The 24,856-nt window shown below is 65.0% G+C and carries 26 protein-coding genes; 11 read left to right on the top strand and 15 right to left on the bottom strand.

The window, feature by feature from the left end; translation table 11 throughout:
* Window positions 1–91 precede the first annotated feature (91 nt).
* A complete protein-coding gene (locus AAEO60_RS00715; protein ID WP_341671726.1) occupies window positions 92–787 on the bottom strand; it encodes a DUF4136 domain-containing protein in 696 nt (231 codons plus the stop codon).
* Between the two features lie 205 nt (window positions 788–992).
* On the opposite strand from AAEO60_RS00715, the gene AAEO60_RS00720 reads away from it, so the two are divergent.
* Window positions 993–1,709: a DUF805 domain-containing protein gene (locus AAEO60_RS00720; RefSeq protein WP_341671727.1), complete on the top strand. Its 717-nt coding sequence runs from the start codon at window positions 993–995 to the stop codon at window positions 1,707–1,709.
* Between the two features lie 9 nt (window positions 1,710–1,718).
* Here AAEO60_RS00720 and trpS read toward each other — a convergent pair whose 3' ends face one another.
* The 3 genes from trpS to secB form a co-directional block, all read right to left on the bottom strand.
* Window positions 1,719–2,735, bottom strand: coding sequence for a tryptophan--tRNA ligase (gene trpS / locus AAEO60_RS00725; protein ID WP_341671728.1), 1,017 nt, complete (start codon window positions 2,733–2,735; stop codon window positions 1,719–1,721).
* A 192-nt stretch (window positions 2,736–2,927) separates the two neighbouring features.
* Window positions 2,928–4,523 carry a murein biosynthesis integral membrane protein MurJ gene (gene murJ / locus AAEO60_RS00730; protein WP_341671729.1) on the bottom strand — a complete coding sequence of 532 codons (1,596 nt, stop codon included), beginning with the start codon at window positions 4,521–4,523 and terminating at the stop codon, window positions 2,928–2,930.
* A 29-nt stretch (window positions 4,524–4,552) separates the two neighbouring features.
* On the bottom strand, window positions 4,553–5,086 hold the full coding sequence (secB, locus tag AAEO60_RS00735) for a protein-export chaperone SecB (protein ID WP_341671730.1): 534 nt from the start codon (window positions 5,084–5,086) through the stop codon (window positions 4,553–4,555).
* Window positions 5,087–5,332: 246 nt separating this feature from the next.
* Between secB and AAEO60_RS00740 the strand changes: the two genes are divergently transcribed.
* From AAEO60_RS00740 to AAEO60_RS00750, 3 genes are read left to right on the top strand one after another with little or no spacing between them, the layout of a single operon-like run.
* The gene (locus tag AAEO60_RS00740; protein WP_341671731.1) at window positions 5,333–5,995 is read left to right on the top strand and encodes a Tim44/TimA family putative adaptor protein; all 663 of its coding nucleotides are present in this window, start codon (window positions 5,333–5,335) and stop codon (window positions 5,993–5,995) included.
* Window positions 5,996–6,011: 16 nt separating this feature from the next.
* Window positions 6,012–7,190 (top strand): murein transglycosylase A, encoded by a 1,179-nt coding sequence (gene mltA / locus AAEO60_RS00745; protein WP_341673518.1) that lies wholly within the window; start codon window positions 6,012–6,014, stop codon window positions 7,188–7,190.
* A complete protein-coding gene (locus tag AAEO60_RS00750; protein ID WP_341671732.1) occupies window positions 7,187–7,750 on the top strand; it encodes a Smr/MutS family protein in 564 nt (187 codons plus the stop codon). Before mltA ends, AAEO60_RS00750 begins: the two co-directional genes overlap by 4 nt.
* A gap of 13 nt (window positions 7,751–7,763) precedes the next feature.
* On the opposite strand, the gene AAEO60_RS00755 is transcribed toward AAEO60_RS00750, so the two are convergent.
* Window positions 7,764–8,297 (bottom strand): DUF2306 domain-containing protein, encoded by a 534-nt coding sequence (locus tag AAEO60_RS00755; RefSeq protein WP_341671733.1) that lies wholly within the window; start codon window positions 8,295–8,297, stop codon window positions 7,764–7,766.
* A 163-nt stretch (window positions 8,298–8,460) separates the two neighbouring features.
* Here AAEO60_RS00755 and AAEO60_RS00760 point away from each other — a divergent pair, with 163 nt between their 5' ends.
* Entirely contained in the window at window positions 8,461–9,279 is an 819-nt protein-coding gene (locus AAEO60_RS00760; protein ID WP_341671734.1) for a LytTR family DNA-binding domain-containing protein, read from the top strand.
* A 274-nt stretch (window positions 9,280–9,553) separates the two neighbouring features.
* Here the strand turns inward: AAEO60_RS00760 and katG are convergent, their stop codons facing one another.
* The 3 genes from katG to ahpC form a co-directional block, all read right to left on the bottom strand.
* Window positions 9,554–11,737 carry a catalase/peroxidase HPI gene (gene katG / locus AAEO60_RS00765; protein ID WP_341671735.1) on the bottom strand — a complete coding sequence of 728 codons (2,184 nt, stop codon included), beginning with the start codon at window positions 11,735–11,737 and terminating at the stop codon, window positions 9,554–9,556.
* Window positions 11,738–11,942: 205 nt separating this feature from the next.
* Complete coding sequence (gene ahpF, locus AAEO60_RS00770) at window positions 11,943–13,535, bottom strand: alkyl hydroperoxide reductase subunit F (RefSeq protein ID WP_341671736.1); 1,593 nt, start codon at window positions 13,533–13,535, stop codon at window positions 11,943–11,945.
* A gap of 158 nt (window positions 13,536–13,693) precedes the next feature.
* Entirely contained in the window at window positions 13,694–14,260 is a 567-nt protein-coding gene (ahpC, locus tag AAEO60_RS00775) for an alkyl hydroperoxide reductase subunit C (protein WP_341671737.1), read from the bottom strand.
* A 292-nt stretch (window positions 14,261–14,552) separates the two neighbouring features.
* On the opposite strand from ahpC, the gene AAEO60_RS00780 reads away from it, so the two are divergent.
* Window positions 14,553–15,227, top strand: coding sequence for a hypothetical protein (locus tag AAEO60_RS00780; protein WP_341671738.1), 675 nt, complete (start codon window positions 14,553–14,555; stop codon window positions 15,225–15,227).
* 6 nt (window positions 15,228–15,233) lie between these two features.
* Here the strand turns inward: AAEO60_RS00780 and aroC are convergent, their stop codons facing one another.
* Window positions 15,234–16,304, bottom strand: coding sequence for a chorismate synthase (gene aroC / locus AAEO60_RS00785; protein WP_341671739.1), 1,071 nt, complete (start codon window positions 16,302–16,304; stop codon window positions 15,234–15,236).
* A 113-nt stretch (window positions 16,305–16,417) separates the two neighbouring features.
* On the opposite strand from aroC, the gene ruvA reads away from it, so the two are divergent.
* Genes ruvA through ruvB form a run of 3 tightly spaced genes read left to right on the top strand, consistent with a single transcriptional unit; the run spans window position 16,418 to window position 18,622 of the window.
* Entirely contained in the window at window positions 16,418–17,026 is a 609-nt protein-coding gene (gene ruvA, locus AAEO60_RS00790) for a Holliday junction branch migration protein RuvA (protein WP_341671740.1), read from the top strand.
* 10 nt (window positions 17,027–17,036) lie between these two features.
* Window positions 17,037–17,579 (top strand): DsrE family protein, encoded by a 543-nt coding sequence (locus AAEO60_RS00795; RefSeq protein WP_341671741.1) that lies wholly within the window; start codon window positions 17,037–17,039, stop codon window positions 17,577–17,579.
* Window positions 17,579–18,622 carry a Holliday junction branch migration DNA helicase RuvB gene (gene ruvB / locus AAEO60_RS00800; RefSeq protein ID WP_341671742.1) on the top strand — a complete coding sequence of 348 codons (1,044 nt, stop codon included), beginning with the start codon at window positions 17,579–17,581 and terminating at the stop codon, window positions 18,620–18,622. Before AAEO60_RS00795 ends, ruvB begins: the two co-directional genes overlap by 1 nt.
* Window positions 18,623–18,964: 342 nt before the next feature.
* Here ruvB and AAEO60_RS00805 read toward each other — a convergent pair whose 3' ends face one another.
* Together AAEO60_RS00805 and AAEO60_RS00810 are read right to left on the bottom strand one after the other, a co-directional pair.
* Entirely contained in the window at window positions 18,965–19,540 is a 576-nt protein-coding gene (locus AAEO60_RS00805) for a hypothetical protein (RefSeq protein ID WP_341673569.1), read from the bottom strand.
* Window positions 19,541–19,573: 33 nt separating this feature from the next.
* Window positions 19,574–19,816 (bottom strand): hypothetical protein, encoded by a 243-nt coding sequence (locus AAEO60_RS00810; RefSeq protein WP_341673570.1) that lies wholly within the window; start codon window positions 19,814–19,816, stop codon window positions 19,574–19,576.
* On the opposite strand from AAEO60_RS00810, the gene AAEO60_RS00815 reads away from it, so the two are divergent.
* Window positions 19,722–19,976 carry a PEP-CTERM sorting domain-containing protein gene (locus tag AAEO60_RS00815; RefSeq protein ID WP_341673519.1) on the top strand — a complete coding sequence of 85 codons (255 nt, stop codon included), beginning with the start codon at window positions 19,722–19,724 and terminating at the stop codon, window positions 19,974–19,976. The two genes, AAEO60_RS00810 and AAEO60_RS00815, sit on opposite strands and share 95 nt — an antisense overlap.
* Window positions 19,977–20,036: 60 nt before the next feature.
* Here AAEO60_RS00815 and AAEO60_RS00820 read toward each other — a convergent pair whose 3' ends face one another.
* The 3 genes from AAEO60_RS00820 to acnA form a co-directional block, all read right to left on the bottom strand.
* On the bottom strand, window positions 20,037–20,549 hold the full coding sequence (locus AAEO60_RS00820; RefSeq protein WP_341671743.1) for a rhodanese-like domain-containing protein: 513 nt from the start codon (window positions 20,547–20,549) through the stop codon (window positions 20,037–20,039).
* A gap of 66 nt (window positions 20,550–20,615) precedes the next feature.
* On the bottom strand, window positions 20,616–20,957 hold the full coding sequence (locus AAEO60_RS00825; protein ID WP_341673520.1) for a rhodanese-like domain-containing protein: 342 nt from the start codon (window positions 20,955–20,957) through the stop codon (window positions 20,616–20,618).
* Entirely contained in the window at window positions 20,884–23,556 is a 2,673-nt protein-coding gene (acnA, locus tag AAEO60_RS00830; protein WP_341671744.1) for an aconitate hydratase AcnA, read from the bottom strand. Before acnA ends, AAEO60_RS00825 begins: the two co-directional genes overlap by 74 nt.
* A 166-nt stretch (window positions 23,557–23,722) precedes the next feature.
* Here acnA and AAEO60_RS00835 point away from each other — a divergent pair, with 166 nt between their 5' ends.
* Complete coding sequence (locus AAEO60_RS00835) at window positions 23,723–23,899, top strand: hypothetical protein (RefSeq protein ID WP_341671745.1); 177 nt, start codon at window positions 23,723–23,725, stop codon at window positions 23,897–23,899.
* On the opposite strand, the gene AAEO60_RS00840 is transcribed toward AAEO60_RS00835, so the two are convergent.
* Window positions 23,896–24,795: a DMT family transporter gene (locus AAEO60_RS00840; protein WP_341671746.1), complete on the bottom strand. Its 900-nt coding sequence runs from the start codon at window positions 24,793–24,795 to the stop codon at window positions 23,896–23,898. The genes AAEO60_RS00835 and AAEO60_RS00840 overlap by 4 nt on opposite strands.
* Window positions 24,796–24,856 lie beyond the last annotated feature (61 nt).

Below are 24,856 nucleotides of genomic sequence, written 5' to 3' on the forward strand. Positions count from 1 at the left end.
CCTTGTGGTGAGACTATCTATCTGACGCGCATATGGAAAGGGCGGCACCTCACGATGCCGCCCAAATTCCGTCTGCCTGTGTGTCGCGGGGCTAGTCCCGCTCTTCCGGGGCGACCGAGATGCGCACCGTTTCGCCCGAATTGCCGGGGAAGTCGGTGAACATGGCCTCGACCAGGTTGGGCACCAGGTACTGCAGGCGGTTCGACTGCGATGCCGCTTCGGCGCGACCTTCGAACAGGCGTTCGCCCGTGGCGGCATTGTCGATCTTCAGTTCGATACCGCTGGTGTAGACGGTGTAGCTGACCACGTCGTCGTGGCCGAAGAAGCTGTCGTTCCAGCCCCAGCCCCAGCTGCGATCGCGCAGGTAGGCGACGCGGGTGCGGCCAAGACGGTCGCGATAGAGCACCGGACGCGAATAGCCGTACCAGCTGGAATAGAACGGATCGCGCGTACGGAAACCGGTGGAGCGCACGCGTTCGCGGCCATTGTCGACACCGTAGTCGAAGCGCACGAGCAAGGTGGCATCTTCGGGCGAGGCAGCCTGGGTATAGCCCAGCTCTGCCATGTGCTCCTCCACCTCGTCGGCATAGAGCGCGAACTCCAGCCCGCCGGCGAGGGCAGGATCGTCGGCAACGACGAAGAAGCTCTGTCCCTGCGGTGCAGGCAGCTGGCTTTCGAAGCGCGATACGTCCGCGCGGAACGGGGTGGCGCAAGCGGCCAGGCCCAGGGCAAGCGCGGGCAGGAGGGTAAACCTGGCTACGCGCGCAAAGGATGAAATGTTCAACATGACCTATTCTCTCTGTGCGATTGGCTGCGCATGCGGCCCCAATCCAGCGCGCAGAAGTTTCAACGATAGGCCGTGCAATAGCAAGGGCAGGGTGAACCGCGCTTGAACCGGCGAACCATGCTGGCGGGCATTTTTCCGAGGCAGGCTAACAGTTTACTGCTTTTTGAGGGCTTGGCGGTAGGCATGGTGCGACAGAGGAGATCGCATGGACTATCCGGAATCCGCCGACCATGAATCCGGCGGTGCGCGCGTCAGTCGCAGCCGCTACTGGCTGATGTTCTTTGTCATCTTGGTGGCGAGCATCGTGCTGATCGGCTTGAGCATCGGCGCCTTTGCCAATGGCGAAATAGCGGTGGGCATCATCGCCTTCCTGCTGATCGCACCGCTCAACGTCTATTTTCGTGTCATCATGATGCGCCGCTGCCGCGACATCGGCTGGGCACCTGCCCTGCCGTGGATCACCTTCGGGCTGGGGATCGTCGCGAGCATTCTCAGCCTTGGCAGCATTGCCACGCTCGATCCGGCGGTGGTCCTTGGCGGATCGGGTTTCTCCATGCTGGTTTCGCTGGCTGACCTGGTGCTGATGGTTGCGCTGGGCAGTGTGCGGAGCAAGCCGCAGGTGGATTATCGCGACGTCTTCGACGGCTACGATCACCAGGGCGCTCCGCAACAGCGCACAGGTCCGCGCGCGATGGCGGGTTCCGGCACGCCCCAGCCGGGCAGGGTGACGAATGGAGCAACTGTCGCGGCGACTGGCAGCACAGATGCGATGGACGATGCCATTGCCCGCGCGCTGGAGAACTACAAGCGCACCGGTTCGGCCGTGCCCGAGCTGGCGACCGCGGGTTCCTCTCCGGTACGGCAGAGGTCACCGCAGGCCGCTCCTGCCCGGGTCGCCGGTTTCGGCAGGAAGAAGGTCTGACGGCGGCGCCTAGCCGCGTACCAGTCCCAGGGCCTTGTAGGCAGCATCCAGCGTCGGCGTACCCAGCTCGCGCGCCTGTGCGGCACCGCGGGCCAGGATGGCGTCGAGCTGTTCGCGGTCATCCTTCAGTTCCACGAACCGGTCACGGATCGGGCTGAGGACCGACACCATCAGTTCTGCCAGGGCCGGCTTGAACTGGCCGAACCCTGCGCCACCATGATCGGCCAGCACCTGCTCCGCTGAACTCTCGGCCAGGGCAGCATAGATGGTGACGAGGTTCAGCGCCTCGGGCCGCCCTGTCAGGCCTTCGACCTCGCTCGGCAGCGGTTCGGGATCGGTTTTCGCCTTCTTCACCTTCTGCGCCATGGTATCGGCATCGTCGGTCAGGGAAATGCGGCTCATGTCGGACGGGTCCGACTTGGACATCTTCTTCGATCCGTCGCGCAGGCTCATGATGCGGGCGGCGGCAGGCGGGATGAACGGCTCGGGCAGGGTGAAGACCGGGCTTTCTTCCGAAGCGAAGTCGTTGTTGAACTTCTGCGCGATGTCGCGCGCCAGCTCGAGGTGCTGTTTCTGGTCCTCGCCCACGGGCACGTGGGTGGCCTGGTACAGCAGCACGTCGGCGGCCTGCAGCACGGGGTAGCCGAACAGCGCGACCGACTGGCCTTCGCGGTTCTTGCCCGCCTTGTCCTTCCACTGCGTCATGCGGTTCAGCCAGCCCATGCGCGCCGTGCCGTTCAGCAGCCATTGCATCTCGGCGTGGGCGGGGACCTGGGCCTGGTTGAACAGGACACAGCGGGACGGGTCGAGCCCGCAGGCGACCAGCGCGGCGGTCATCTCCAGCGTGTTGGCAGCCAGTTCTGCGGGATTGTGCGGGAGGCTGATGGCATGCAGGTCGGCAAGGAAGAACAGGCACTTGCCATCACCTTCCATCTCGTCCTGCATCTTCACCCAGTTGCGGATGGCACCCAGGTAATTGCCAAGGTGGAGGTTGCCAGTGGGCTGGATTCCGGAAACGACGATCATCGGGAAATTCTTTCAATAGCAATGGTGGGCAAGCGCGCAGGCTCGCCCGGAAGGGTCGGGATCAGGCGATACCGAGCCATCGCCAGGCCGCCCGCCCGCGCACTGCGAAACGCAGCGGGGCCGAACCGGTCGAGGGAGTCATTGCAGTCATCGCCGCGCGCCTTAGCACAAGGGCGCGGTTGGGCAAGGCGCTCAGGCGTTCGGCACGCGCTTGCGGGTGAAGGCCCTCAGCCGGTCGCGGCTGACCGCGCCGATGGCGAAGGCCACGCCGAAGTAGACCACCATGGCCCCGGCAACCAGCACGCCGACGGCGAGCAACTGCACTACCAGGTGCAGGTCGTAGACATGGTCCAGCAGGTCGCGTCCGTAGTAGAGCGCTGCGCCCATGGCGGCGGCGGCGAGCAGTTGCCGCACCAGTCGCCCGATCAGCGGCCAGTCCATCGCGTAGTGCCCGCGCGCGCGCAGCACCGCGTAAAGGATCAGGCAGTTGAGCCATGCGCCGATGACGCTGGCGGCTGCCACGCCTTCCACGCCGAAGCGGTGCAGGAAGGCGAAGTTGAAAGCGATGAACACTGCCAGCGCGGCAAAGGCGGCATAGACCGGGGTACGCGTGTCGCTGCGGGCATAGAAGCTGGGCACCAGCACCTTCACCAGCACATAAGCGGGGAGGCCGCCGACCAGCACGGCGAGCAAACCGCCGGTCATGGCAGCATCGTCCGCATCGAAGCGGCCGCCGCCGAAGATCACCGTGATGAAAGGCACGGCGCAGACCGCCAGCGCCACTGCGGCAGGCAAGGTCAGCAGCATGCCCAGTTCGATGGCATTGGACTGGACGCGACTCGCGCCGTCCTTGTCCTTCGCGCCGACGAACTTGGACAGGGTGGGCAGGATTGCGGTCGACAGGGCGATGCCGATGATCCCCAAGGGCAGCTGGTTCAGCCGGTCGGCATAGTTCATCCAGCTCACCGCGCTGCCTTCGAGCTGGTTGAGGAAGTAGACCTGCAGCAGGGTATTGATCTGGTAGGCGCCGCCGCCGATGGCTGCGGGCAGGGCGATCTTGCCCAGCCGCTTCACCTCGGGCGTCAGCCGGGGTCTGCTGATCCAGCGCGGACGGAAGCCCTCCTTGCGTGCCCAGTAAGCCAGCCATGCCAGCTGCAGTACGCCCGCCACGGGAATCGCCCAGGCCACCACGTATCCCATGGCGACAATACTGCTTTCCGCGCCGTGGGTGAACTCGACGCCGAGCAAGGTGCCGATCAGCACCAGGTTGAGGATGACCGGGAAGCTCGCGCCGGGCCCGAAACGCGAGACCGAATTGAGCATGCCGGTCAGCAGTGTTACCACGCTGACCAGCAGGATGTAGGGGAACATGATGCGCGCGAAGTCGACCGAATAGTCGAACCTGTCCGCATCGATGGGCTTGTCCGACAGCAGCCAGATCACGCCCGGCATGGCGATCTCGAACAGTGCGGTCAGCAGGATCAGCGCCGGGACGAAAACGCTGATGACGTCCTGCGAAAAGGTGCGTGCCTGCTGCAGGCCGTCTTCGCCTGCCTCGTTGGTCTCGGCGTGCAGCCGCTTGGAGAACATCGGCACGAAGGCGGCGGAAAAGGCGCCCTCGGCAAACAGGCGGCGGAACACGTTGGGGATGATCAGCGCCTGGAACCAGGCGTCGGTCACCTCGTTGGCGCCCAGCACGCGCGAGAAGATCATCTCTCGCGCCATGCCGGCCACGCGGCTCACCATGGTGAGCGAGCCGATCGTGCCGACATGTTTGAGCAGGCTCATCGTCTATTCGCCCGCGTCTGGATGTTGGTTCAGCCTTCGCCGCCAGCCGGAGCCTGGGCCGCAGGAGTTGCTGCACCCTGACCGCCCTGCTGCTGCATGCGCTGGACGTAGAGACCGTTGAAATCGATCGGGTCCAGCATCAGCGGAGCAAAGCCGGCATCGCGGATGGCGTCCGAAATCACGCGGCGCGCGAAGGGGAAGAGGATGCGCGGAGCTTCGGCATACATGAACATGTGCTGCTGGGCTTCGGGCATGTTGCGCATGCCGATGAGGCCGCAATAGGCCAGCTCGACGATGTAGGCGGTGCCTGCTTCCATCTTCGAGGTGACGGTGATCTTCAGTTCGACTTCGGTCACGTCGTCGCTGGCGGGCTTGGCGCCGATGTTGAACTGCACGTCCATCTGCGGCTTGTCGGTCCAGCGATAGGACTGCGGTGCGTTGGGGTTCTCGACCGAGAGGTCCTTCACGTACTGCGAGATGATGCCGGCCACCGGCGCGGTGTCGCTGCCGTTGCTGCCAGCTGCGGGGTCGAGGTTCTTCAGGACGTCGCCTTCGTCGGCCATGGTCAAGTCGTCTTTCGTTACTGTTTGGGCGCGGCGAGTCCGCGCGGACATTCGGTGGGCGCGCGCCTATCACCCCTTGGGACTGCCCGCAATGGCGTGTCACAGGGTTGCCGGCGCGCTTCATGCCTACTTAAGGCGCGGTAACGTAATCCGGTTGTTCATTTGATATTGGACACTATCTGGTTCACTATAGTTCTAAGGCGTGCCTGCCGCCGGTTGATTGCGGGCAGAATGGGAAACTGGTCCGTGATTATTGAAATCGTCATCCTCGCCATGATTGCCGCCTTCCTCGGCATGCGGCTCTATTCGGTGCTTGGTCGCCGGGCGGAGCATGAGGAAGAGATCATTCCGACCAACCGTTTCGACGTGCCGGACGAGCAGAATCGCAACAAGAAGGTTCCGCCGCCGCCCGCACCCGAACTGGTGGTTGAAGGTCGCACCATGCCGGGTTTCCCGCCCGCCATCGAGCGCGGCCTGCGCGAGATTTCGACGGCTGATCGCAATTTCGAACTGCTGGGCTTCCTCGAAGGCGCCAAGGGTGCCTACGAAGTGGTGCTGGAAGCTTACTGGAACGGCGACAAGGACGAGCTGAAGGAGCTGTGCGACGACGACGTCTACCAGAGCTTCGAAACTGCCATCGACGATCGCGAAGAAAGCGGCATCACGCTCGACAACCGCCTGATCCGGATCGAGGACACCACCGTCCATTCGGCGGAGCTGGACGGCAACATCGCCCGCATCGCCGTGCGCTTCGTCTCCGACATCGCCAGCGTCACCCGCGACAAGGACGGCAATGTCATCGCCGGCTCGCTCGACGATGCTGTCGAAAGCCGCGACGTGTGGACCTTCAGCCGCGACATTGGCTCGGTCGACCCCAACTGGCTGCTCGACGAGACCGACGAGGGCTGATAGCCGAAGCGGCGTGATGAATGCGCGCCGCCTTTCCGCATTGCTGATGCTGTCGCTGCTCGCTGCCTGCGGGCCGCTGATCCCGCGCGTCGAGCCGACGGCACCCGTGGCTGACAATGCCCTTGCCATGGGCGTGCGCAGTGTGCGGGCGGATTGGGGTTCGCTATCCGCTGCCGATGCCAGCGCCGCGCTGGACGCCTTTGCCGCCAGTTGCCGCGTGGCCACCAGCCGTAGCGATCTCTCCGGACTGACCCGCCCTGACGACTGGAGCGCCCCTTGCGCCGTGGCCCCCGGCTGGCCGCGCGACCGCGCCCTCGACTTCTTCCAGGACAATTTCGCCCCCGTCCGCGTGGGCGAGGGCACCGCCTTTGCCACCGGCTATTTCGAACCCGAGATCCTCGGCAGCCGCACCCGCCAGTCCGCCAGTGACGTGCCCGTCTACGGCGTGCCTGACGATCTCGAACGCTGCTGGCGCGAAGGCACGCCCGAAAGCGAGCGCGAAGGCCGTGCCCCGCTCAGCCGCCGCACTGCGGACGGGCGCTGCGTGGAGTATTACACCCGCGCCCAGATCGAGGACGGCGCGCTCGAAGGGCGGGCGCCCGTCATCGGTTATGCCAGCGACCCGGTCGAATTCTTCTTCCTGCAGATCCAGGGGTCGGGCCGCCTGCGCACGCCGTCGGGTGAAGTGATCCGCATCGGCTATGCCGGGCAGAACGGCCATGCCTACACCGGTATCGGCGGCGTCATGCGCGAACGCGGGCTGCTGGGTGACGGGCCGGGCCAGTATGCCGGGTCGATGCAGGGCATTATGCAGTATATCCGCGAGAACCCGCGCGAGGGGCGCGACCTGATGCGCCTCAACGAAAGCTGGGTCTTCTTCACCGAGCTGACCGGCGACGGGCCACTCGGCTCGATCGGCGTGCCGGTGCGCGGGGAGAGTTCGGTCGCGGTGGACCCCAAATTCGTGCCTTACGGCGCGCCGGTGCTGCTCGACCTCGATCGCAATGTCGCTGACGGGCTGTGGGTGGCTCAGGATACCGGCGGGGCGATCCGCGGCCCCAACCGTTTCGACACCTTCTGGGGTGCGGGTGTGCAAGCGCGCGACACCGCAGGCGGCATGAGCGGGCGCGGCGAGGCGGTGATCCTACTGCCGCGCGCATCGGCCCGAAGGCTGGGCCTGAGAGACCGGCAATGAGCCGCGCGCCGCGCGGACTGTCACCCGAAGAAGCTGCGCTCTGGAACAAGGTCGCGAGCACGGTGCGGCCGCTGCATCCGGCCACGCAGCACGCCAAGCCCAAGGAAGTGACAGCGAAGACCGTGCCGCAGCCCAAGAAACTGGCTGCGCGCAAGCCCGCCGCCCCGGTGCAGCAGCCGGTGATGACGCCTACTCCCGGCATCCCGGTCGGCCATAAGGGCCTCGACTCGCATTGGGAGCGCCGTCTCTCGCGCAACTCGACCGAACCCGATTTCACGCTCGACCTGCACGGGCACAACCTCGAACAGGCTTACCGGCGGCTGGATGACGGGCTGATACAGGCCAAGGCCATGGGCGCGCGGCTGGTGCTGGTGGTGACGGGCAAGCCGCGCCCGGTGCAGGCGGCAGACCGGGGCGAGAAGCGCGGCGCCATCCGCGCCAAGATCCTCGACTGGCTGGCAGCAGGCCAGCATGCCAGCGACATTGCCGCCGTCAGGAACGCGCACCGCCGCCACGGGGGCGAGGGCGCGTTGTACCTGGTCCTGCGCAAGCGCGGCTAGCCGGACAGCCCCCTCAACCGAACAGCATGGTATTCATCAGGCGACCTTCCAGCAGGAAGGCGAAGACGCCGGGGATCATCAGCGCACCCAGGAACAGGCCGATAATCTCGTTGCGGTGTCCCCGGATGTCGCCGCGGCGGGCCTTGGCCACGGTGTACCACGCGGCGCGATAGGTCAGCGGCACGAAGATATGGATCCAGCTGAAGTTGCCGAGCCCGTGGATCCACAGGGTGGCGGTGGCGGTAATCACCATCAGGGCGATCCACAGCTTGCCCAGCTGCTTGTGCATCGGCGTGCCCTTGCGGGCCAGCAGCAGGTAGAGGCCCAGCGGCACGCAGGGGATGACCGTGGTAACGTGGATGGCGATGGCCAGGTTCTGCAGATGCGGCAGGTCGGGCGTGTAGCCCAGCAGCGCGCGGCCGATGGCCAGCACGCAGAGCGCGGTCATCACCGATCCCGCGACGATGACCAGTCCGCGCGTCAACGGGCCGAGGTCGAGAGCTCCGGCAGGACGACGGAACGGATTGGCGAAGGCAAGTGCGGACATTGGTGAAACTCCCCGGTAGATCGAATTGCCCCGCCTTCCTGCCGCATGTCCGTTCGCCCGCAATCGCATGTGCGTGGATTGCGCGCCAAATGCGCGAAAGGCGCGAATTTGCGGGGGGTTGCCACTTTACGAAGCGCGAACGGTCGCTAGGCTCGCAGGTGAAATGACCGCCCAGCCAGATGCCCAGCCTGCCGCAAAGCTGCGATTCATGCGCCGCCTGCTGATCGACCTGTCGATCATGCTGGTGATCGGCGTTGTCCTGGCCCTGCTCGGCCCGTTCGGCAGTTTCAACGATCCGTTCGAACAGCGGCTGGTCTACTGGGTGGGCCTGGCGCTGGCGGGCTATGCCTTTTACGCGCCGATCAGCGGGCTGGTGGTGCCCTGGGGCAAGTCGATCGACCTGCCCGAATGGGGCCTGTGGATCGCCTCCGTCCTGATCGCGACCGTGCCCATGTCGATGTTTATCTGGTGGCTCGGCTTCCTCGGCGACGAATTCCGCTGGCCCAGCCTGAGTGCGGCCTTCGGCACCTACGTCAACGTGCTGATCATCGGCGCAGCCATCACCGTGCTGTTCCACATGCTCAACCGCGCCCCGGCAACCCACCGGGTTGTTGCTTCGCCGGAGTCTGCTTCCGCACCTGCGCTCGCACCGGAGCCTGAACCTGCCAGTGGGCCGCGCTTCCTCGACCGGCTGCCGCCGGAGCTCGGCACCGAGCTGATCGCGCTGGAGATGGAGGACCATTACGTCCGCGCCCACACCGCGCTGGGCAGTGAGCTGGTGCTGCTGCGCATGCGCGATGCCGTGGTGGAACTGGACGGGATCGACGGCGAGCAGGTCCACCGAAGCTGGTGGGTCGCCCGCGGTGCTGTGGCCGACGTGCAGCGCGAAGGGCGCAATGTGCGACTGGTGCTCGATAACGGCATCGTCGCGCCAGTGAGCCGCGCCAACGTGACCACGCTGAAGGAGCGCGGCTGGCTTTGACATTGGTCGAGGGTTCGATCGGCCCGGTCACGCTGGCCATAGGCTTGGCGCAGTTCCCCCTCTACGGCGGCATGATCGGATCGTCGCGCGCGGCAAGGGCAGCAGGATACCCGCAACCCTGCTGATCGCAGGGCTGCATGTGGCAGCCGTCATTGCCTGCTCTTCGGGAATCCTGCCCAACTTCTCCTGAACGCAAAAAAGGCCCCCGGCATTGCTGCCGGGGGCCTTCGTGTTCCGATCAGCCCGAGGGGAAGGCTGTCGGTCGGGGTATGGTTCAGTCGAGGTCGAAGCGGTCGGCGTCCATCACCTTGGTCCAGGCCGCGACGAAGTCCTTCACGAACTTACCTTCGTTGCCATTCTGGGCGTAGACTTCGGCCACGGCACGCAACTGCGAGTTGGAGCCGAAGACCAGGTCGGCACGGGTCGCGGTCCACTTGGCCGCGCCGGTCTTGCGGTCGTGGCCGGTGAAGTCTTCCTCGTCGTCGCTCGCCGTCCACTTGGTCGCCATGTCGAGCAGGTTGACGAAGAAGTCGTTGGTCAACTGGCCCTTGCGGTCGGTGAAGACGCCGTGATCGGTATTGCCGGTATTGGCACCCAGCACGCGCAGGCCGCCCACCAGCACGGTGAGTTCGGGCACCGACAGGCCGAGCAGGTCGGCCCGGTCGATCAGCAGGTCCTCGGTCTTCACTGACAGCTTGCCAGAACGGTAGTTGCGGAAGGCATCGGCCTGCGGCTTGAGCCAATCGAAGCTTTCGGCGTCGGTCTGCTCGTCGGTAGCGTCACCGCGACCGGTGGAGACATCCACCGATATGCTGTGACCGGCATCGCCAGCCGCCTTTTCGACCGCAGCAGCGCCAGCCAGCACGATGGCGTCGGCCATCGACAGGTTGCCGCGCAGTTCATCGAGCTTGGCCAGCACCTTGCCCAGTTCGGCCGGGTCGTTGACGGCCCAGTCCTTCTGCGGGGCGAGGCGCACACGGGCACCGTTGGCGCCGCCGCGATGGTCGGTCCGGCGATAGGTCGAGGCCGAAGCCCATGCCGCCTTCACCAGTTCGCTGACGGTCAGGCCGCTGCCGAGCACGGCGGACTTGAAGGCTGCGACGTCGGCATCCGAAGGCTTGGTGCCGGCGGGAACCGGGTCCTGCCAGATCAGGTCTTCGGCAGGGACTTCGGGGCCGACGTAGCGAGCCTTGGGGCCCATGTCGCGGTGCGTCAGCTTGAACCAGGCGCGCGCGAAGGCGTCCTTGAAGGCCTCGTGATCCTCGGCAAAGCGGGCGGAAATCTTCCGATATTCCGGGTCCATCTTCATCGCCATGTCGGCGGTCGTCATGATCGTCGGGACCTTGACGTTGGGATCGCCAGCCGAAGGCGCCAGGTCTTCCGGCTCCGGGTCGATCGGGGTCCACTGGTTCGCCCCTGCCGGGGACTTCACGAGCTTGTACTCGTACTTGAACAGCAGCCGGAAGTAGTTCTGGCTCCATTCGAACGGCGTGTTGGTCCACGGACCTTCGATGCCCGAGGTGATGGCCGAATCCGGCAGGCCGTCGGCGTTCGGATTGTTCCAGCCGAAGCCCTGGTCCGCCATGGAGCCGCCTTCTGGATCGGGGCCGAGCTGATCGGCGTCACCGTTGCCGTGGCATTTGCCGAAGGTGTGGCCGCCTGCGGTCAGGGCGACGGTTTCCTCGTCGTTCATGGCCATGCGGGCGAAGGTATCGCGGATGTCGCGGGCCATGCCTTCCATGTCGTGCGGATTGCCGCCGGGGCCTTCCGGGTTGACGTAGATCAGGCCCATCTGGATCGCTGCGAGCGGATCTTCGATTTCCCAATCCTTGTCGGGCTGGTTGCGCGTCTGCGCGCCGGTGTTCACCCACTCGTCTTCGGTGCCCCAGTAGACCTTCTCCGGGTAGAAGACGTCTGCGCGTCCACCGCCGAAGCCGAAGGTGGGGCCGCCCATCGATTCGATGGCGACGTTGCCCGCCAGCACGAAGAGGTCAGCCCAGCTCAGCGCATCGCCGTACTTGGCCTTGATCGGCCAGAGCAGGCGGCGGGCCTTGTCGAGGTTGCCGTTGTCGGGCCAAGAGTTGAGCGGGGCAAAGCGCTGCTGGCCTTCGCCCGCGCCGCCACGCCCGTCATGGATGCGGTAGGTGCCGGCAGCGTGCCAGGCCATGCGGATGAAGAAGGGGCCGTAGTGGCCATAGTCGGCCGGCCACCAGTCCTGGCTGTCGGTCATCAGCGCGGTGAGGTCTGCCTTCACTCCGGCATAGTCGAGGCCCTTGAAGGCTTCGGCATAGTCGAAATCGGGGTCCATCGGGCTGGGGTTGATACCCCGGTCGCCCATCAGGTTCAGGGGAAGGTTGTCGGGCCACCAGTCATCATTTGTGCGGCCCAGCAGGCTGCGGGTGCCCGTACCGTGCTGGAAGGGGCATTCGCCGCTGATCGATCCGGTCTTTGCGTCCATGAACATTCTCCTCTCGAGTGATTCTCTAATTCTTCAACTCAAACAGGATGCGCCTGATCCCGTAATTCGTCCAATCGATAAGTTGGCACTTATTGATCGACTGTGCCTGTTGTGCGACGGGGCGTTCGCGTAGCCCAAACATACGAAAAGACCCGGCCCTGCATGCTGTGGGGCCGGGTCCGAATTCGGTCCGTCATGTGAACGGTCAGGCGGCGACCAGCTCCTCTTCCGCCGCCTCGGTTCGGATCAGGTAGTCGAAGGCCGATAGTGCTGCCTTGGAGCCGGCGCCCATGGCCACGACGATCTGCTTGTAAGGCACCGTCGTGCAGTCCCCCGCCGCGAATATGCCGGGCAGGTTGGTGGCGCCCTTGCTGTCGACAACCACTTCGCCGTGCTTGGACAGTTCCACGCCGCTGTCCGTCAGCCATTCGGTGTTGGGCACCAGGCCGATCTGCACGAACACGCCTTCCAGTTCGACGGTGTGTTCGTCGCCCGAATCGCGGTCCTTGTAGACCAGTCCGTTCACCCTGTTGCCGTCGCCGGTAATCTCGGTGGTCTGGGCGTTCACCAGCACTTCGACATTGGCCATGGAGCGCAGCTTGTCCTGCAGCACCTGGTCGGCACGGAGCTGGGTATCGAATTCGATGAGCGTCACGTGGCCGACGATACCAGCAAGGTCGATTGCTGCCTCGACGCCGGAGTTGCCGCCGCCGATCACGGCGACGCGCTTGCCCTTGAACAGCGGGCCGTCGCAGTGCGGGCAGTACGCCACGCCCTTGTTGCGGTAGTCGGCCTCGCCCGGCACGCCGAGCGCGCGCCAGCGGGCACCGGTTGCGAGGATCATGGAGCGCGCCTTGAGCACGCCGCCGTTTTCCAGGTGCAATTCGTGCATCCCGCCCGGACGCGATGCCGGAACCAGCTTGGCCGCCTTGGCCAGGTTCATCACGTCGATGGTCTCCTGCGCCTTCACCTGCCGTTCGAGATCGGCGGTGAGCTTGGGGCCTTCGGTATATTCGGTGCCGGGCAGGTTCTCGATGCCCAGCGTATCGTTCAGCTGACCGCCGAAGCGTTCCGCCGCGATGCCGGTGCGGAAGCCCTTGCGCGCGGTGTAGATGGACGCTGCCACGCCGCCGGGGCCGCCGCCTACCACCAGCACCTCGAACGGGTCCTTGGCGGAAAGCTTCTCGGCAGCCTTGTCGCTGGCACCGGTGTCGACCTTGGCCAGCAGTTCTTCCAGCGTCATCTTGCCGTTGAAGAAGGGCTCGCCGTTGAGGAAGGTCGCGGGCACGGCCATGACATCGCGCGCGTCCACCTCGTCCTTGAAGGTGCCGCCTTCGATCAGCGTCGCCGTGATGCGCGGGTTCACCAGCGCCATCAGCGTCAGCGCCTGCACCACGTCGGGGCAGTTGTGACAGCTGAGCGAGAAGTACATCTCGAACTCGAGGTATTCTTCCAGCGCGGCGATCTGGTCGATCACGTCCTGCTCTACCTTCGGCGGATGGCCGCCCGCCCACAACAGGGCGAGCACCAGCGAGGTAAACTCATGCCCCATCGGCAGGCCGGCAAACCGGACCCACTTGGTGGCATCCGAAGCGCGGCGGATCACGAAGCTGGGCTTGCGATCGTCGGTACCGTCGAAGCTGGCGGAAACCTTGTCGTTCAGCGCGGCGATCTCCGTAACGAGTTCGCGTGTCTGCGCCGACTTGTCGTCATCACCCAGCGAGGCGACGAGTTCGATCGGCTCGCGCAAGTTCTCAAGGTAGGCCTTGAGCTGCTGCGTCATGTTGGCGTCGAGCATGGTCTTCTCCTTGGCTGGGGGGATGGAAAATGCGTTGGAGACCCGGGGCTGGGGGGAGGGGGGGAAGGGTGCCCCGGGTCTCTTCGCGACCCGAACCGTCTTGAGCGGTTTCGGGAAGACCGGAGCGGACCGAGGCCCGCTGCCGGATTCAGGTGTACTTAGATCTTGCCGACGAGATCGAGCGAAGGAGCCAGCGTCTCGCTGCCTTCTTCCCAAGCGGCCGGGCAGACCTGGCCGGGGTTGGCGCGCACGTACTGGGCGGCCTTGATCTTGCGGGTCAGTTCGTTGGCATTGCGGCCCACGCCTTCGCAGGTGATCTCCATGATCTGGATCACGCCGTCGGGATCGACCACGAAGGTGGCACGGTCAGCCAGGCCCATTTCCTCGCGCAGCACGTTGAAGTTCTTCGACAGCGTGTGCAGCTGGTCGCCCAGGAACGGGAACTTCAGCTTGCCGATCTTTTCCGAGGTGTCGTGCCAGGCCTTGTGGCTGAAGTGCGTGTCGGTCGACACGGCGTAGACTTCAACGTCCATGGACTTCAGCATGTCGTACTTTTCGCCCATGTCTTCGAGCTCGGTCGGGCAGACGAAGGTGAAGTCGGCCGGATAGAAGAAGAAGACGCTCCACTTGCCCTTCAGGTCTTCGTCGGTGACGTCGAAGAAGTCCTTGCCGGCCTGGAATGCGGTGGCCTTGAACGGCTTGATGGTGCTGCCGATGATACCCATTGGTGTAATCCCCTTTGATTAGGTGTGTGTTTGTGAACTCAACGGGGCAGATAGGGATTGATGCGGCGCAAAAAAGCGATTTTGTGCGATTGCGAAGATCGGAATAATCGATCAGCCGTGCGCAAGTTTCGCAAACTGCAACAGGTGTTGATGTTTTTGCATTAATCGCGATGATTGCGTGCATCCCGGCAGGCGGGGAGAGGGGCAGGCCATGGATCGAACGCAGGCAATTCCTTCGGGGACACGTGAGCGCCTCCGCGCGCCGTCCTTCGCGCTTTGCCTGATCCTGGTCATGTGCTTCTTCGTATTCGGCGGGTTCGGCATGCATTCCGCATTGCCTGCTTTACGCGGCGATTTCCCGCCCGCTCCGCCGATCGTGCACCTGCATGCGGTGCTGTTCATCAGCTGGATGTTGCTGCTCGTGGTGCAGGCGGGGCTGGTCAACGCGGGCAATGTGAAGCTCCACCGCAGCCTTGGCACATGGGGTATCGCCCATGCGACGGCGGTGATCGGGATGGGGCTGATGATGCAGCTGATCGCGTCGGGCGCGGGCTATGCCGCGGGGCGCGCGCCGGGGACGGACGGGCTCTATCTCGGCTTGCTGGCCTTTGTCGGCTTCGCGATCATGTTCACTTTGGCAATCCGCAATGTCCGCCGTCCGCAGGTGCACAAGCGCATGATGCTGTTCGCCATGCTGCCGGTGATCCCGCCGGGAGTGAACCGCTTCTGGGCGAACGCGCTGAGCCTGGACGATCCGATCCCGACCTTCTGGCTCTACCTCACCCTGTGGAGCATGGCCGGCGCGATCCTCGTCGACGAATGGCGCGAGACGCGCGGCATCAGCCGATATTCGTTATTCGGCGCGGGATGGATCCTGGTGGAAGGGCTGTTGCACGAAGCCGTGGTCGGGTCGGCATGGTTCGACGAACTGGGCGGCGCGCTGTTGAGTCTCGTGCACTACCGGTAGCGGCAGCTACCCACATTGCGCGCGGTGGAGCAGTTTCTGGTCTGCCAGCACCAGCGCCATCATCGCTTCGACCACCGGCACGCCGCGAATGCCGACGCAGGGATCGTGGCGACCCTTGGTGCTGATTTCGGTCGCCTCGCCGTCACGCGTGACAGTGTCGACCGGCGTCAGGATCGAACTGGTCGGCTTGAAGGCCACGCGGCAGGTCACCGGCTGGCCGGTAGAGATGCCGCCCGCGATGCCGCCAGCATGGTTGGCCTTGAACTCCACCGAGCCATCGGCGCCGGGCCGCATCGGGTCGGCATTGCCTTCGCCGGTGTTCTGCACGGCGGCGAAACCGTCGCCGATCTCCACGCCCTTGGTGGCGTTGATCGTCATCATCGCGGCGGCCAGCTCGCTGTCGAGCTTGGCATAGATCGGCGCGCCCCAGCCAGCGGGGACGCCCTCGGCCCAGCAGGTGACCATGGCGCCGAGCGACGAGCCGCTCTTGCGGGCATTGTCGACCAATTGCTCCCACCGCGTCACCGTTTCGGCGTCGGGACAGAAGAACGGGTTGTTGCGGATCTCCGCCTTGTCGAAGCGCGAATAGAGCAGCGGCACCTCGCCGATCTGTTCCACCCACGCGGTGATCTCCACCTCGGGGATGACCTTGCGGGCAATGGCGCCAGCCGCCACCCGCGCCGCCGTTTCGCGCGCCGAGGAACGGCCCCCACCGCGATAGTCGCGGAAGCCGTACTTGGCGTCATAGGTGTAGTCCGCGTGGCCGGGGCGGTAAGCCTTGGCGACTTCGGAATAGTCCTTCGACCTTTGGTCGGTGTTCTCGATCATCAGGCTGATCGGCGTGCCGGTAGTCTTGCCTTCGAACACGCCCGAGAGGATGCGCACCTCGTCGGCTTCGCGCCGCTGGGTGGTGTACTTCGACTGGCCCGGCTTGCGCGCGTCGAGGAACGGCTGGATGTCCGCCTCGGACAGTTCGATGCCGGGCGGGCACCCGTCGACCACCACGCCCAGCGCGGGGCCATGGCTTTCCCCCCAGGTGGTAAAGCGAAAAACGCGTCCGAATGTGTTCCAGCTCATGGGCCACGCCTTTGGCTTAGTTGCGGGCAAGTGTCTAGCGAGGCTGGACTGTTCCCGTTCTGTCCGCCACACCCCGTGCTCAGGCAACGAAGTGGTAGCGCAGCAAGAATCCCATGATCGCAAAGCTGACAGGCAAGCTCGACGAAACCGGCGCCGACTGGGCGGTGATCGACGTGGGCGGGGTAGGCTACCTCGTCCATTGCTCGGTCAAGACGCTGGCGGCGCTGGGAGAGACCGGCGGCGAATGCACCGTCTTCACCCAGTTGCAGGTGAGCGAGAACGACATGCGCCTGCTGGGCTTTGCCGAAAGCAGCGAGCGCGACTGGTTCCGCCTGCTCGACACGGTGCAGGGCGTGGGCAGCAAGGTGGCGCTGGCGATCCTGTCCGCGCTGTCGATTGCCGAATTGCGCGATGCCTGTGCGGCGGGCGATGCCGCGACGGTGGCGCGCGCCAATGGCGTGGGGCCGAAGCTGGCTGGCCGTATCGTCAACGAGCTGAAGGACAAGGCCGGCGCCATGCCCGGCATTAGCGGCGGCGTTGCTGGCGTTGCGGCAATCTCGCCCGCAGGGGGAGCCAGCGCCGATGCGGTCAGCGCACTCCAGAATCTCGGCTTCAAGCCAGCCGTGGCCGCGCAAGCCGTTGCCCGCGCGCAGGAAGAACTGGGACCGGACGCGGGCGAGGGCGACCTTATCCGGGTCGCATTGAAACGGGCGGCTGGTTAGGAGAAATACCATGAAGACACTGATCGCACTTGCCGCCGCGAGCCTGCTTGCCATTCCCGCTTCCGCGCAGGACATGTCGGCCTTCACCTACGGTCCGGTGTTCGAGGACTACGGCCCCGTCGCCGAAGTCGACATGGACATGGCCCTCCCCGCCGACGCCTACTTCCGCGTGGCCTTCGACATTTCCGAAGCTGCCGAGCCTGGCGAAGTCAGCCGCCGCATCGAAAGCGCAGCGCGGTTCATCAACATGCACGTGCGCGCGGGCGTGCCGGAGGAACGGGTGCAGGTCGCTATCGTTGTTCACGGCCGCGCGGGTTTCGACCTGATGCACCAGGATGCCTATGGTGAACGCAACGAGTGGGCAGAAAACGCCAACCTCCCGCTGATCGCCGCGCTGCTGGAGCATGGCGTGCAGATCTACCTCTGTGGCCAGTCTGCGGCGGGGCTGGGCATCACCAACGACGACATCGCGCCGGGCGTGCAGATGGCGCTGTCGGCGATGACTGCGCACGCGCTGTTGCAGGAGCAGGGCTATACGGTGAACCCGTTTTGATGACTGACCCCGTCCCCATCCACTCTCCCGACCGCCAGCCGGAAGACCCGGACGCCGCGCTGCGCCCGAAGTCGCTGCGCGAGTTCGTCGGGCAGGAGGCCGCGCGGGATAACCTGCGAGTCTTCATCGAAGCCGCGCGCGGGCGCCGTGAAGCCATGGACCACGTCCTGTTCTTCGGCCCGCCCGGCCTTGGCAAGACGACTCTCGCGCAGATCGTGGCCAAGGAACTCGGCGTCGGCTTCCGCGCCACTTCCGGCCCCGTCATCGCCAAGGCGGGCGACCTGGCTGCGCTGCTGACCAACCTCGAACCCAACGACGTGCTGTTCATCGACGAGATCCACCGGCTCAATCCGGTGGTGGAGGAGATCCTCTACCCGGCGATGGAAGACCGCGCGCTCGACATCATCATCGGGGAGGGGCCGTCGGCGCGCTCGGTGCGGATCGACCTGCCGCCCTTCACGCTGGTGGGCGCGACCACGCGGCAGGGGCTGCTCACCACGCCCTTGCGCGACCGTTTCGGCATCCCCGTGCGGCTGGTGTTCTACACCGAGGACGAGCTGATGCAGGTCGTCACCCGCGGCGCGGGCCTGCTGGGCCTGCCCATCGACGAGACCGGCGCGCGCGAGATTGCGCGGCGCTCTCGCGGTACCCCGCGCGTTGCAGGACGCCTGATGCGCCGCGTGCGCGACTTCGCCCAGGTGAAGGGCGCGGCCACCGTTTCGGACGCGATTGCCGACGAAGCGCTGACCCGGCTGGAGATCGACAGCCTCGGCCTCGATGCCATGGACCGGCGCTATCTCACCATGGTCGCGACGACCTACAAGGGTGGACCTGTCGGCGTCGAAACGCTCGCTGCAGGCCTCGCCGAACCGCGCGACACGGTGGAGGAGGTGATCGAGCCCTACCTGATCCAGCTCGGCCTGATCGCCCGCACGGCGCGCGGGCGGTGCCTCAACGACGGCGGATGGGCCCATCTGGGAATCACTCCGCCGGGCCAACCGCCCAATGATTCCCAGGGCGGACTGTTCGAAGAAGAAGGCTGACGCGGGCGGTTAACCCCATGCTTACCATAAGGCCTGCCGTTTCGGTTCCATAGTGGGACACAGTGCGGGAAAGCCGCAGAAAACAGCAACTTTTTTGCCTCCGGCACCCCGGAATCATGGTTAATTCAATTGCGGTGAAAGGTTTTGCGGGTCTCTTTGGCAGCAACCGGAAAAGGGGAGAAGTGTCGTTCGGACATTTCGAACCGGATTCCGGCAGAGCTGAGAGAGACATTCTATGTCGGTACGTATGGCCATTGCGAAACTCACTGCCGCAGCTGCGGGCGGTGCAGTCATCGGCGGCGGTGCGGTGCATGTCGCCGAGCCCCAGTCCGCGCAGGTTGACTACAAGACGGGCGAAGATGCCGAGGGTGCCCCAGTCGAACTGATCGACGTGAAGGATACCCCGGTGGCACAGCGCACCATTCCGCCGCGGCCGCGCGAACAGCGCCGCCTGCGCCGGACGATCGAGACCGAGTGCTGCGAGGAAGTGACCATGGGCATGCCCCTGCCGCTGCCTCCGCTGCCTTCGGCTCCGATCAGCGGTGGCGGTGGCGGCCAGCCGATCATCATCGGCGGCAGCAGTGGCGGCGGCTTCGGCGGCGGTTTCTTCGGCGGCTTCTTCGGTGGTTCGGGTGGCGGCGGCAGCGTCGTCGTCGACATGAGCACCACCACCTCGGGCTCCAGTTCCGGCTCGTCGAGCGGTGACATCATCATCGATATCGACAACAGCTCGACCGGTTCTTCCACCTCCACCAGCTCCGGCGGTTCGTCGACCTCGACTTCGACCGGCGGCAGCAGCACCACCACCGGCGGTGTCAGCACGTCGACCGGCGGTGTGAGCACATCAACCGGCGGCGTCAGCACTTCCACCGGTGCGGTGAGCAGCACGACCTCGACCACGTCGGGCAATGTCTCCACCTCGAGCGGCAACGTGACCAGCTCGTCCGGCAACTACTCGACGAGCTCGACTTCGGGTGATGTGTCTTCGAGTTCGTCGGGCAACGTATCCACCAGCACATCGACATCGGGCAATGTTTCGACGAGCAGTTCCACTTCGGGCGATGTGTCGACCAGCACTTCGACCTCGACATCGGGAAATGTGAGCTCGAACTCGTCGAGCAGCACCTCGACTTCCACTTCGTCGAGCACATCGAGTTCGACCTCGTCGTCGAACAGTTCGAGCACCAGCGGCAATTGCCGCTATCACTGTGGCTCGAACGGTTCCGGCTCGACCTCGGGCACCCAGGTACCTGCACCGGGCATGTTGCTGCTGTTCGGCGCGGCTGCTGGCGCAGTGTTCCTGCGTCGCCGTCGCAAGGACGGGCAGGGTTCCGGCGAGCGTCTCGCCGCCTAACACACAACCTGACAAACGGGGGGAAGGGCGGTTCCGGCTGGAGCCGCCCTTGCTTTATGCTCAGCCCGCGCTGCTCACCCAGTCGACCTGGTCGAGGAAAACCACGCCGTCCAGTTCGTAGATGTTGGTGTAGCCATAACCGTAGAGGTTGATGAAGGTGGGGATGTTCAGCGCCAGTTCTAGCCGCTTGAGCGGTACGGGCGGGACATCATCAGCGAAGTTGTTGTTGCAATAGATGAAAACCGGCGTGTCCGGATCGGGAATGATCCCGGCCAGCTTGGCGTCGGTGAAGTCGGAGAAGGGCAGGTTCACCGCGCCTTCGATGTGGCCGTCCGCGAAAGCGGCGGCGCTGCGGGTGTCGAGTATGATAGCGCCGGGTTGGTTGGCCCGCGAGCGCCAGTCCTGCCAGCCAAGCAACCTGCCGTCACGAAACTCACCCAGTTCGCCGGCCAGCTCGACGAAGCCGTCATAGTCGACGCCGGCTTGTGCAGCGGCGGTCTGGGCAATCGGGGCCGCTTCGGGCGGTGTTGTGCCGAGCAGCGCCAGCGGGGCGAGAATGAACAGTTTGCGCATGGAAGCCCTCCTTATCAGGGAGTAACCTTCCCATGCCCAGACCAAACCTGCGGTGAACGCCAGGGCTTATTCGACCTGCGGCGAAGCAGTTGCGTCCTGCCCGTCAGCCACCCAGGCGGTGATCCCGCCTTCGAGGTGCCGCACGGTATCCCCGGTGAGATCCGCCAGCGTTGCGGTAGCCCGGTCGGAACGGTTGCCAACACGGCAGCAGAGCACGGTCTCGCGGCCGTCCCCTAAGGGCACGGCCGCAGGATCGAAGGTCTCCACCGGCATGGGGATCGCCCCGGGCAGACATGGCGCATACGGCAGCTGCGCCAGTCGTGCTCCGGAGGGGTTACGAAGCGAGCTTGCGCAGCACGTAGTGCAGGATGCCGCCGTTGCGGTAATATTCCATCTCGTTCGCGGTATCGATGCGGCACAGCGCGGTGAAGCTGTCGGTCGAGCCGTTGCCGCGCGTCACGTTCACCTGCACCTCCTGGCGGGGCGACAGGTCGTCGAGACCGATGATGGTGAAGCTGCAATCGCCGTCGAGGCCCAGGGTCTTGCGGCTCTGGCCTTCCTTGAACTGCAACGGCAGCACGCCCATGCCGATGAGGTTGGAGCGGTGGATACGCTCGAAGCTCTCGACGATCACGGCGCGCACGCCCAGCAGGATCGTGCCCTTGGCCGCCCAGTCGCGGCTGGAGCCGGTGCCGTATTCCTTGCCGGCGACCACCACCAAGGGCGTGCCGTCGGCCTGGTGCTTCATGGCTGCGTCGTAGATCGGCATGGTCTCGCCGCCGTAGGTGGTGAAGCCGCCTTCGACACCGGGGACCATTTCGTTCTTGATGCGGATATTGGCGAAGGTGCCGCGCATCATCACTTCATGGTTGCCGCGACGCGAGCCGTAGGAGTTGAAATCCTTCTTCGGCACCTGGTGGCTGATCAGGTATTCACCGGCGGGGCTGTCTTCCTTGATCGAACCGGCCGGGCTGATGTGGTCCGTGGTAACGCTGTCACCCAGCACGGCGAGCGGCTTGGCATCGACGATGTCTTCGACCGCAGCCGGCTCCATGCCCATGCCTTCGAAGTAAGGCGGGTTGGCGACATAGGTGCTGGACGGGTTCCAGTTGTAGGTGTCCGAAGCCTCGACTTCGATGGCCTGCCAGTCGGCATCGCCCTTGTAGACGTCGGCATAGCGGGTTTCGAACATCTGGCGGTCGACGTTGGCGACGCGGTGTTCGTAGACTTCCTGGTTCGACGGCCAGATGTCGGCCAGCATCACGTCGTTGCCGTCCTGGTCCTGCCCGATCGGGGTATCGGTGATGTCCTCGGTAACGGTGCCCTTCAGGGCATAGGCCACCACCAGCGGCGGCGAGGCGAGGAAGTTGGCGCGCACGTCGGGCGAGACGCGGCCTTCGAAGTTGCGGTTCCCCGAAAGGACCGAGGCAGCGACGATATCGTTGTTGTTGACGGCGGCACTGATCGGCGCGGCCAGCGGGCCGGAGTTGCCGATGCAGGTTGTGCAGCCGTAACCCACGAGGTCGAAGCCGATGGCGTCGAGGTCACTTTGCAGCCCGCTCTTCACCAGGTAGTCGGTGACCACCTGCGAGCCCGGTGCAAGACTGGTCTTCACCCACGGCTTGGGCTTCAGGCCCTTCTCGTTCGCCTTCTTGGCCACGAGACCGGCGGCGATCATTACGTCGGGGTTGGAGGTGTTGGTGCAGCTGGTGATGGCGGCGATCACCACGTCGCCGTCGCCGACGTCGTGGCCAAGGCCCTCGACCGGCACGCGCGTCGGTGCATCCTTGTTGTAGACCGACTTGAGATCGCTGTTGAACAGCTCATCGACATTGGGCAGCGCCACCTTGTCTTGCGGACGCTTCGGACCGGCGAGGCTGGGAACGACGCGCTCCATGTCGAGCTGCAGGGTGGAGGAGAAGACCGGCTCGTTCTCCGGCGTGAACCACATGCCCTGTTCCTTGGCATAGGCTTCGACCAGCGCGATGTCGTCTTCGCTGCGGCCGGTCAGGCGCAGGTATTCGATGGTCTTGTCGTCGATGCCGAAGAAGCCGCAGGTCGCGCCGTATTCGGGCGCCATGTTGGCGATGGTGGCACGGTCCGCCAGCGACAGGTTGGTGACGCCCGGGCCGTAGAATTCGACAAAGCGGCCCACCACGCCGTGTTCGCGCAGCATCTGCACGCAGGTGAGCACGAGGTCGGTCGCGGTGACGCCTTCGGCCATCGCGCCGTCGAGGCGGAACCCGACGACTTCGGGGATCAGCATGGAAATCGGCTGGCCAAGCATGGCAGCTTCGGCTTCGATGCCGCCCACGCCCCAGCCGAGCACGCCGAGGCCGTTGATCATGGTTGTGTGGCTGTCGGTGCCGACGCAGGTATCCGGATAGGCGACCAGTTCGCCGTTCTGGTCTTCGCTGGACCACACGCCCTTGGCGATGTGTTCCAGGTTCACCTGGTGGCAGATGCCGGTGCCCGGGGGCACGGCGTAGAAGTTCTCGAGGCTCTTGGCGCCCCACTTGAGGAAGTCATAGCGTTCGGCGTTGCGTTCGTATTCCAGCGCCTTGTTGGCTTCGAAGGCCTGCGGGGTGCCGAATTCGTCGACCATCACCGAGTGGTCGATGACGAGGTTTACGGGCACCTGCGGATTGATCTTGGCGGTATCGCCGCCCAACTTGCCGATGGCATCGCGCATGGCGGCCAGGTCGACCACGCAGGGCACGCCGGTGAAGTCCTGCAGCAGCACGCGGGCGGGGCGGTACTGAATCTCGTCACCCGTGGTGGGGTTTTCCTGCCAGTCGACAATCGCGCGAACGTGCTCTTCGCCAACGGTGAAGCCTTCGTCCTCGAACCGCAGCATGTTTTCCAGCAGCACTTTCATGCTGAAGGGCAGGCGGCTGATATCTCCGACTTTTTCTGCTGCCGCAGCCAGGGAGTAATAGGCGTAAGTCTTGCCGTTTACATCAAGGGTCTTGCGGGTGCCGAGCGAGTTGGAGCCGACCTGGGTCATGAACGAGTGGTCCTCTTTTTGCGTTGCGGTTCGGCCCCGAACTTGCGAGGGAGGGCCGTTTCGAGGGCGAGTTGCGCTTTTGTGCGGCGCAGGTCAAGTCACCGATGATGCATTGCAGCAGGGATGGGGAAGGCAGTTCCTCGTCCGATTGCCGGAGAATCGCGTCATGTCACTGGGAAGTCCGCAAAAACACAAGACGAGGCTGGGTGTGCTGGTCATGCTCGCAGCGTTGGTGCTGGCCGCCTTCCTGGGCGCATCGGCGGGCCTGATCTGGGAGAAATCCGGCTGGTTTTCGGACGAAGTCGAGGACGAGATCGTCACTCGGGAGCAGCCGGGCGGCTAGAGGTTGGCGGTCTCCATCGTCGCGGTGCGCTTTGCCCGCGGGGCGGCGATCCAGCAGGCGACGACGATCAGCAAGACGCCGACGAGGGTCGGCGCCGTCACGGTCTCGCGGAAGAACAACCAGCCGAACAGCGCGGCCCACAGGAACCCGGTGTATTCGACCGGCACCAGCACCTGTGCCTCGGCGCGAGCATAGGCCCAGGCGATAATCATCGATGCGACGACGCCCAGTACTGCTGCCTTGGTCAGTGTGCCGGCGGTGTCGATCCTGGGCAGGACGAAGAAGAACGGGGCTGCCAGCGCCAAGACAACGGCCCCGATGCAAGACTGGAAGGTCGCGACTTCCAGCGGCCCGGCCAGTTGCGACTGCTTGCGGATAATCACGAAGTTGTAGGCGTAGAGAAGGGCCGAGAAAGCCAGCGATGCCAGCCCCAGCGCCGTGTCTTCGCCGAAGTCGGAGCGCCCCAGCCGGCCCCAGACGATCACCATGGTGCCGATGAAGCCGATGATGGAGGCATAGATCGCCCCGCGCCCGATCTCCTCGCCCAGCAGGAGGTGCGCGAAATAGAGTGCGATCAGCGGCGCGACGAAGCTGATGGCAATGGCCTCCGCCAAGGGCAGCTGGGTGAGTGCATAAAAGAAGCTCAGTGCCATGAAGGCCGAGATCACGCCGCGTTGCAGGTGAAGCTTCAGCACCTGGCCGCGCGGCCACCGGGGGCGGCGCAAGAGCCAGATCGGCAAGGTGATGGCCGATGCGATCAACGCCCGCAGCATGGTGGCCGAATAGGCACCCGCGGCGAGCGAGGCCTCTTTCATGTAGGCATCCATCAGCGACAGGAAGGCCACCCCGACAATCGCGGCAAGGAACGGCAGCAGCAGGCGTTCGGGGTGATCCATTTGCGGCTGTCTAGGTCGCGCGGAGCTTTTCGTCATCTCCCGCGTTCAGGACGGGGAAAGC

It is taken from the genome of Aurantiacibacter gilvus, from assembly GCF_038289935.1.
GTDB classification, from domain to species: Bacteria; Pseudomonadota; Alphaproteobacteria; order Sphingomonadales; family Sphingomonadaceae; genus Alteraurantiacibacter; species Alteraurantiacibacter gilvus.

Bases quoted from the DNA above. Each gene is read 5' to 3' on its own strand.
- AAEO60_RS00835 (WP_341671745.1), top strand. From the start codon at position 23,723: ATGTCACTGGGAAGTCCGCAAAAACACAAGACGAGGCTGGGTGTGCTG.
- AAEO60_RS00715 (WP_341671726.1), bottom strand. From the start codon at position 787: ATGTTGAACATTTCATCCTTTGCGCGCGTAGCCAGGTTTACCCTCCTG.
- acnA (WP_341671744.1), bottom strand. From the start codon at position 23,556: ATGACCCAGGTCGGCTCCAACTCGCTCGGCACCCGCAAGACCCTTGAT.
- aroC (WP_341671739.1), bottom strand. From the start codon at position 16,304: ATGAGCTGGAACACATTCGGACGCGTTTTTCGCTTTACCACCTGGGGG.
- AAEO60_RS00780 (WP_341671738.1), top strand. From the start codon at position 14,553: ATGTGCTTCTTCGTATTCGGCGGGTTCGGCATGCATTCCGCATTGCCT.
- ruvB (WP_341671742.1), top strand. From the start codon at position 17,579: ATGACTGACCCCGTCCCCATCCACTCTCCCGACCGCCAGCCGGAAGAC.
- trpS (WP_341671728.1), bottom strand. From the start codon at position 2,735: ATGATCGTCGTTTCCGGAATCCAGCCCACTGGCAACCTCCACCTTGGC.
- AAEO60_RS00760 (WP_341671734.1), top strand. From the start codon at position 8,461: ATGACCGCCCAGCCAGATGCCCAGCCTGCCGCAAAGCTGCGATTCATG.
- AAEO60_RS00795 (WP_341671741.1), top strand. From the start codon at position 17,037: ATGAAGACACTGATCGCACTTGCCGCCGCGAGCCTGCTTGCCATTCCC.
- ahpC (WP_341671737.1), bottom strand. From the start codon at position 14,260: ATGGGTATCATCGGCAGCACCATCAAGCCGTTCAAGGCCACCGCATTC.
- ahpF (WP_341671736.1), bottom strand. From the start codon at position 13,535: ATGCTCGACGCCAACATGACGCAGCAGCTCAAGGCCTACCTTGAGAAC.
- mltA (WP_341673518.1), top strand. From the start codon at position 6,012: ATGAATGCGCGCCGCCTTTCCGCATTGCTGATGCTGTCGCTGCTCGCT.
- AAEO60_RS00755 (WP_341671733.1), bottom strand. From the start codon at position 8,297: ATGTCCGCACTTGCCTTCGCCAATCCGTTCCGTCGTCCTGCCGGAGCT.
- murJ (WP_341671729.1), bottom strand. From the start codon at position 4,523: ATGAGCCTGCTCAAACATGTCGGCACGATCGGCTCGCTCACCATGGTG.
- AAEO60_RS00820 (WP_341671743.1), bottom strand. From the start codon at position 20,549: ATGCGCAAACTGTTCATTCTCGCCCCGCTGGCGCTGCTCGGCACAACA.
- AAEO60_RS00750 (WP_341671732.1), top strand. From the start codon at position 7,187: ATGAGCCGCGCGCCGCGCGGACTGTCACCCGAAGAAGCTGCGCTCTGG.
- secB (WP_341671730.1), bottom strand. From the start codon at position 5,086: ATGGCCGACGAAGGCGACGTCCTGAAGAACCTCGACCCCGCAGCTGGC.
- AAEO60_RS00840 (WP_341671746.1), bottom strand. From the start codon at position 24,795: ATGGATCACCCCGAACGCCTGCTGCTGCCGTTCCTTGCCGCGATTGTC.
- katG (WP_341671735.1), bottom strand. From the start codon at position 11,737: ATGGACGCAAAGACCGGATCGATCAGCGGCGAATGCCCCTTCCAGCAC.
- AAEO60_RS00720 (WP_341671727.1), top strand. From the start codon at position 993: ATGGACTATCCGGAATCCGCCGACCATGAATCCGGCGGTGCGCGCGTC.
- ruvA (WP_341671740.1), top strand. From the start codon at position 16,418: ATGATCGCAAAGCTGACAGGCAAGCTCGACGAAACCGGCGCCGACTGG.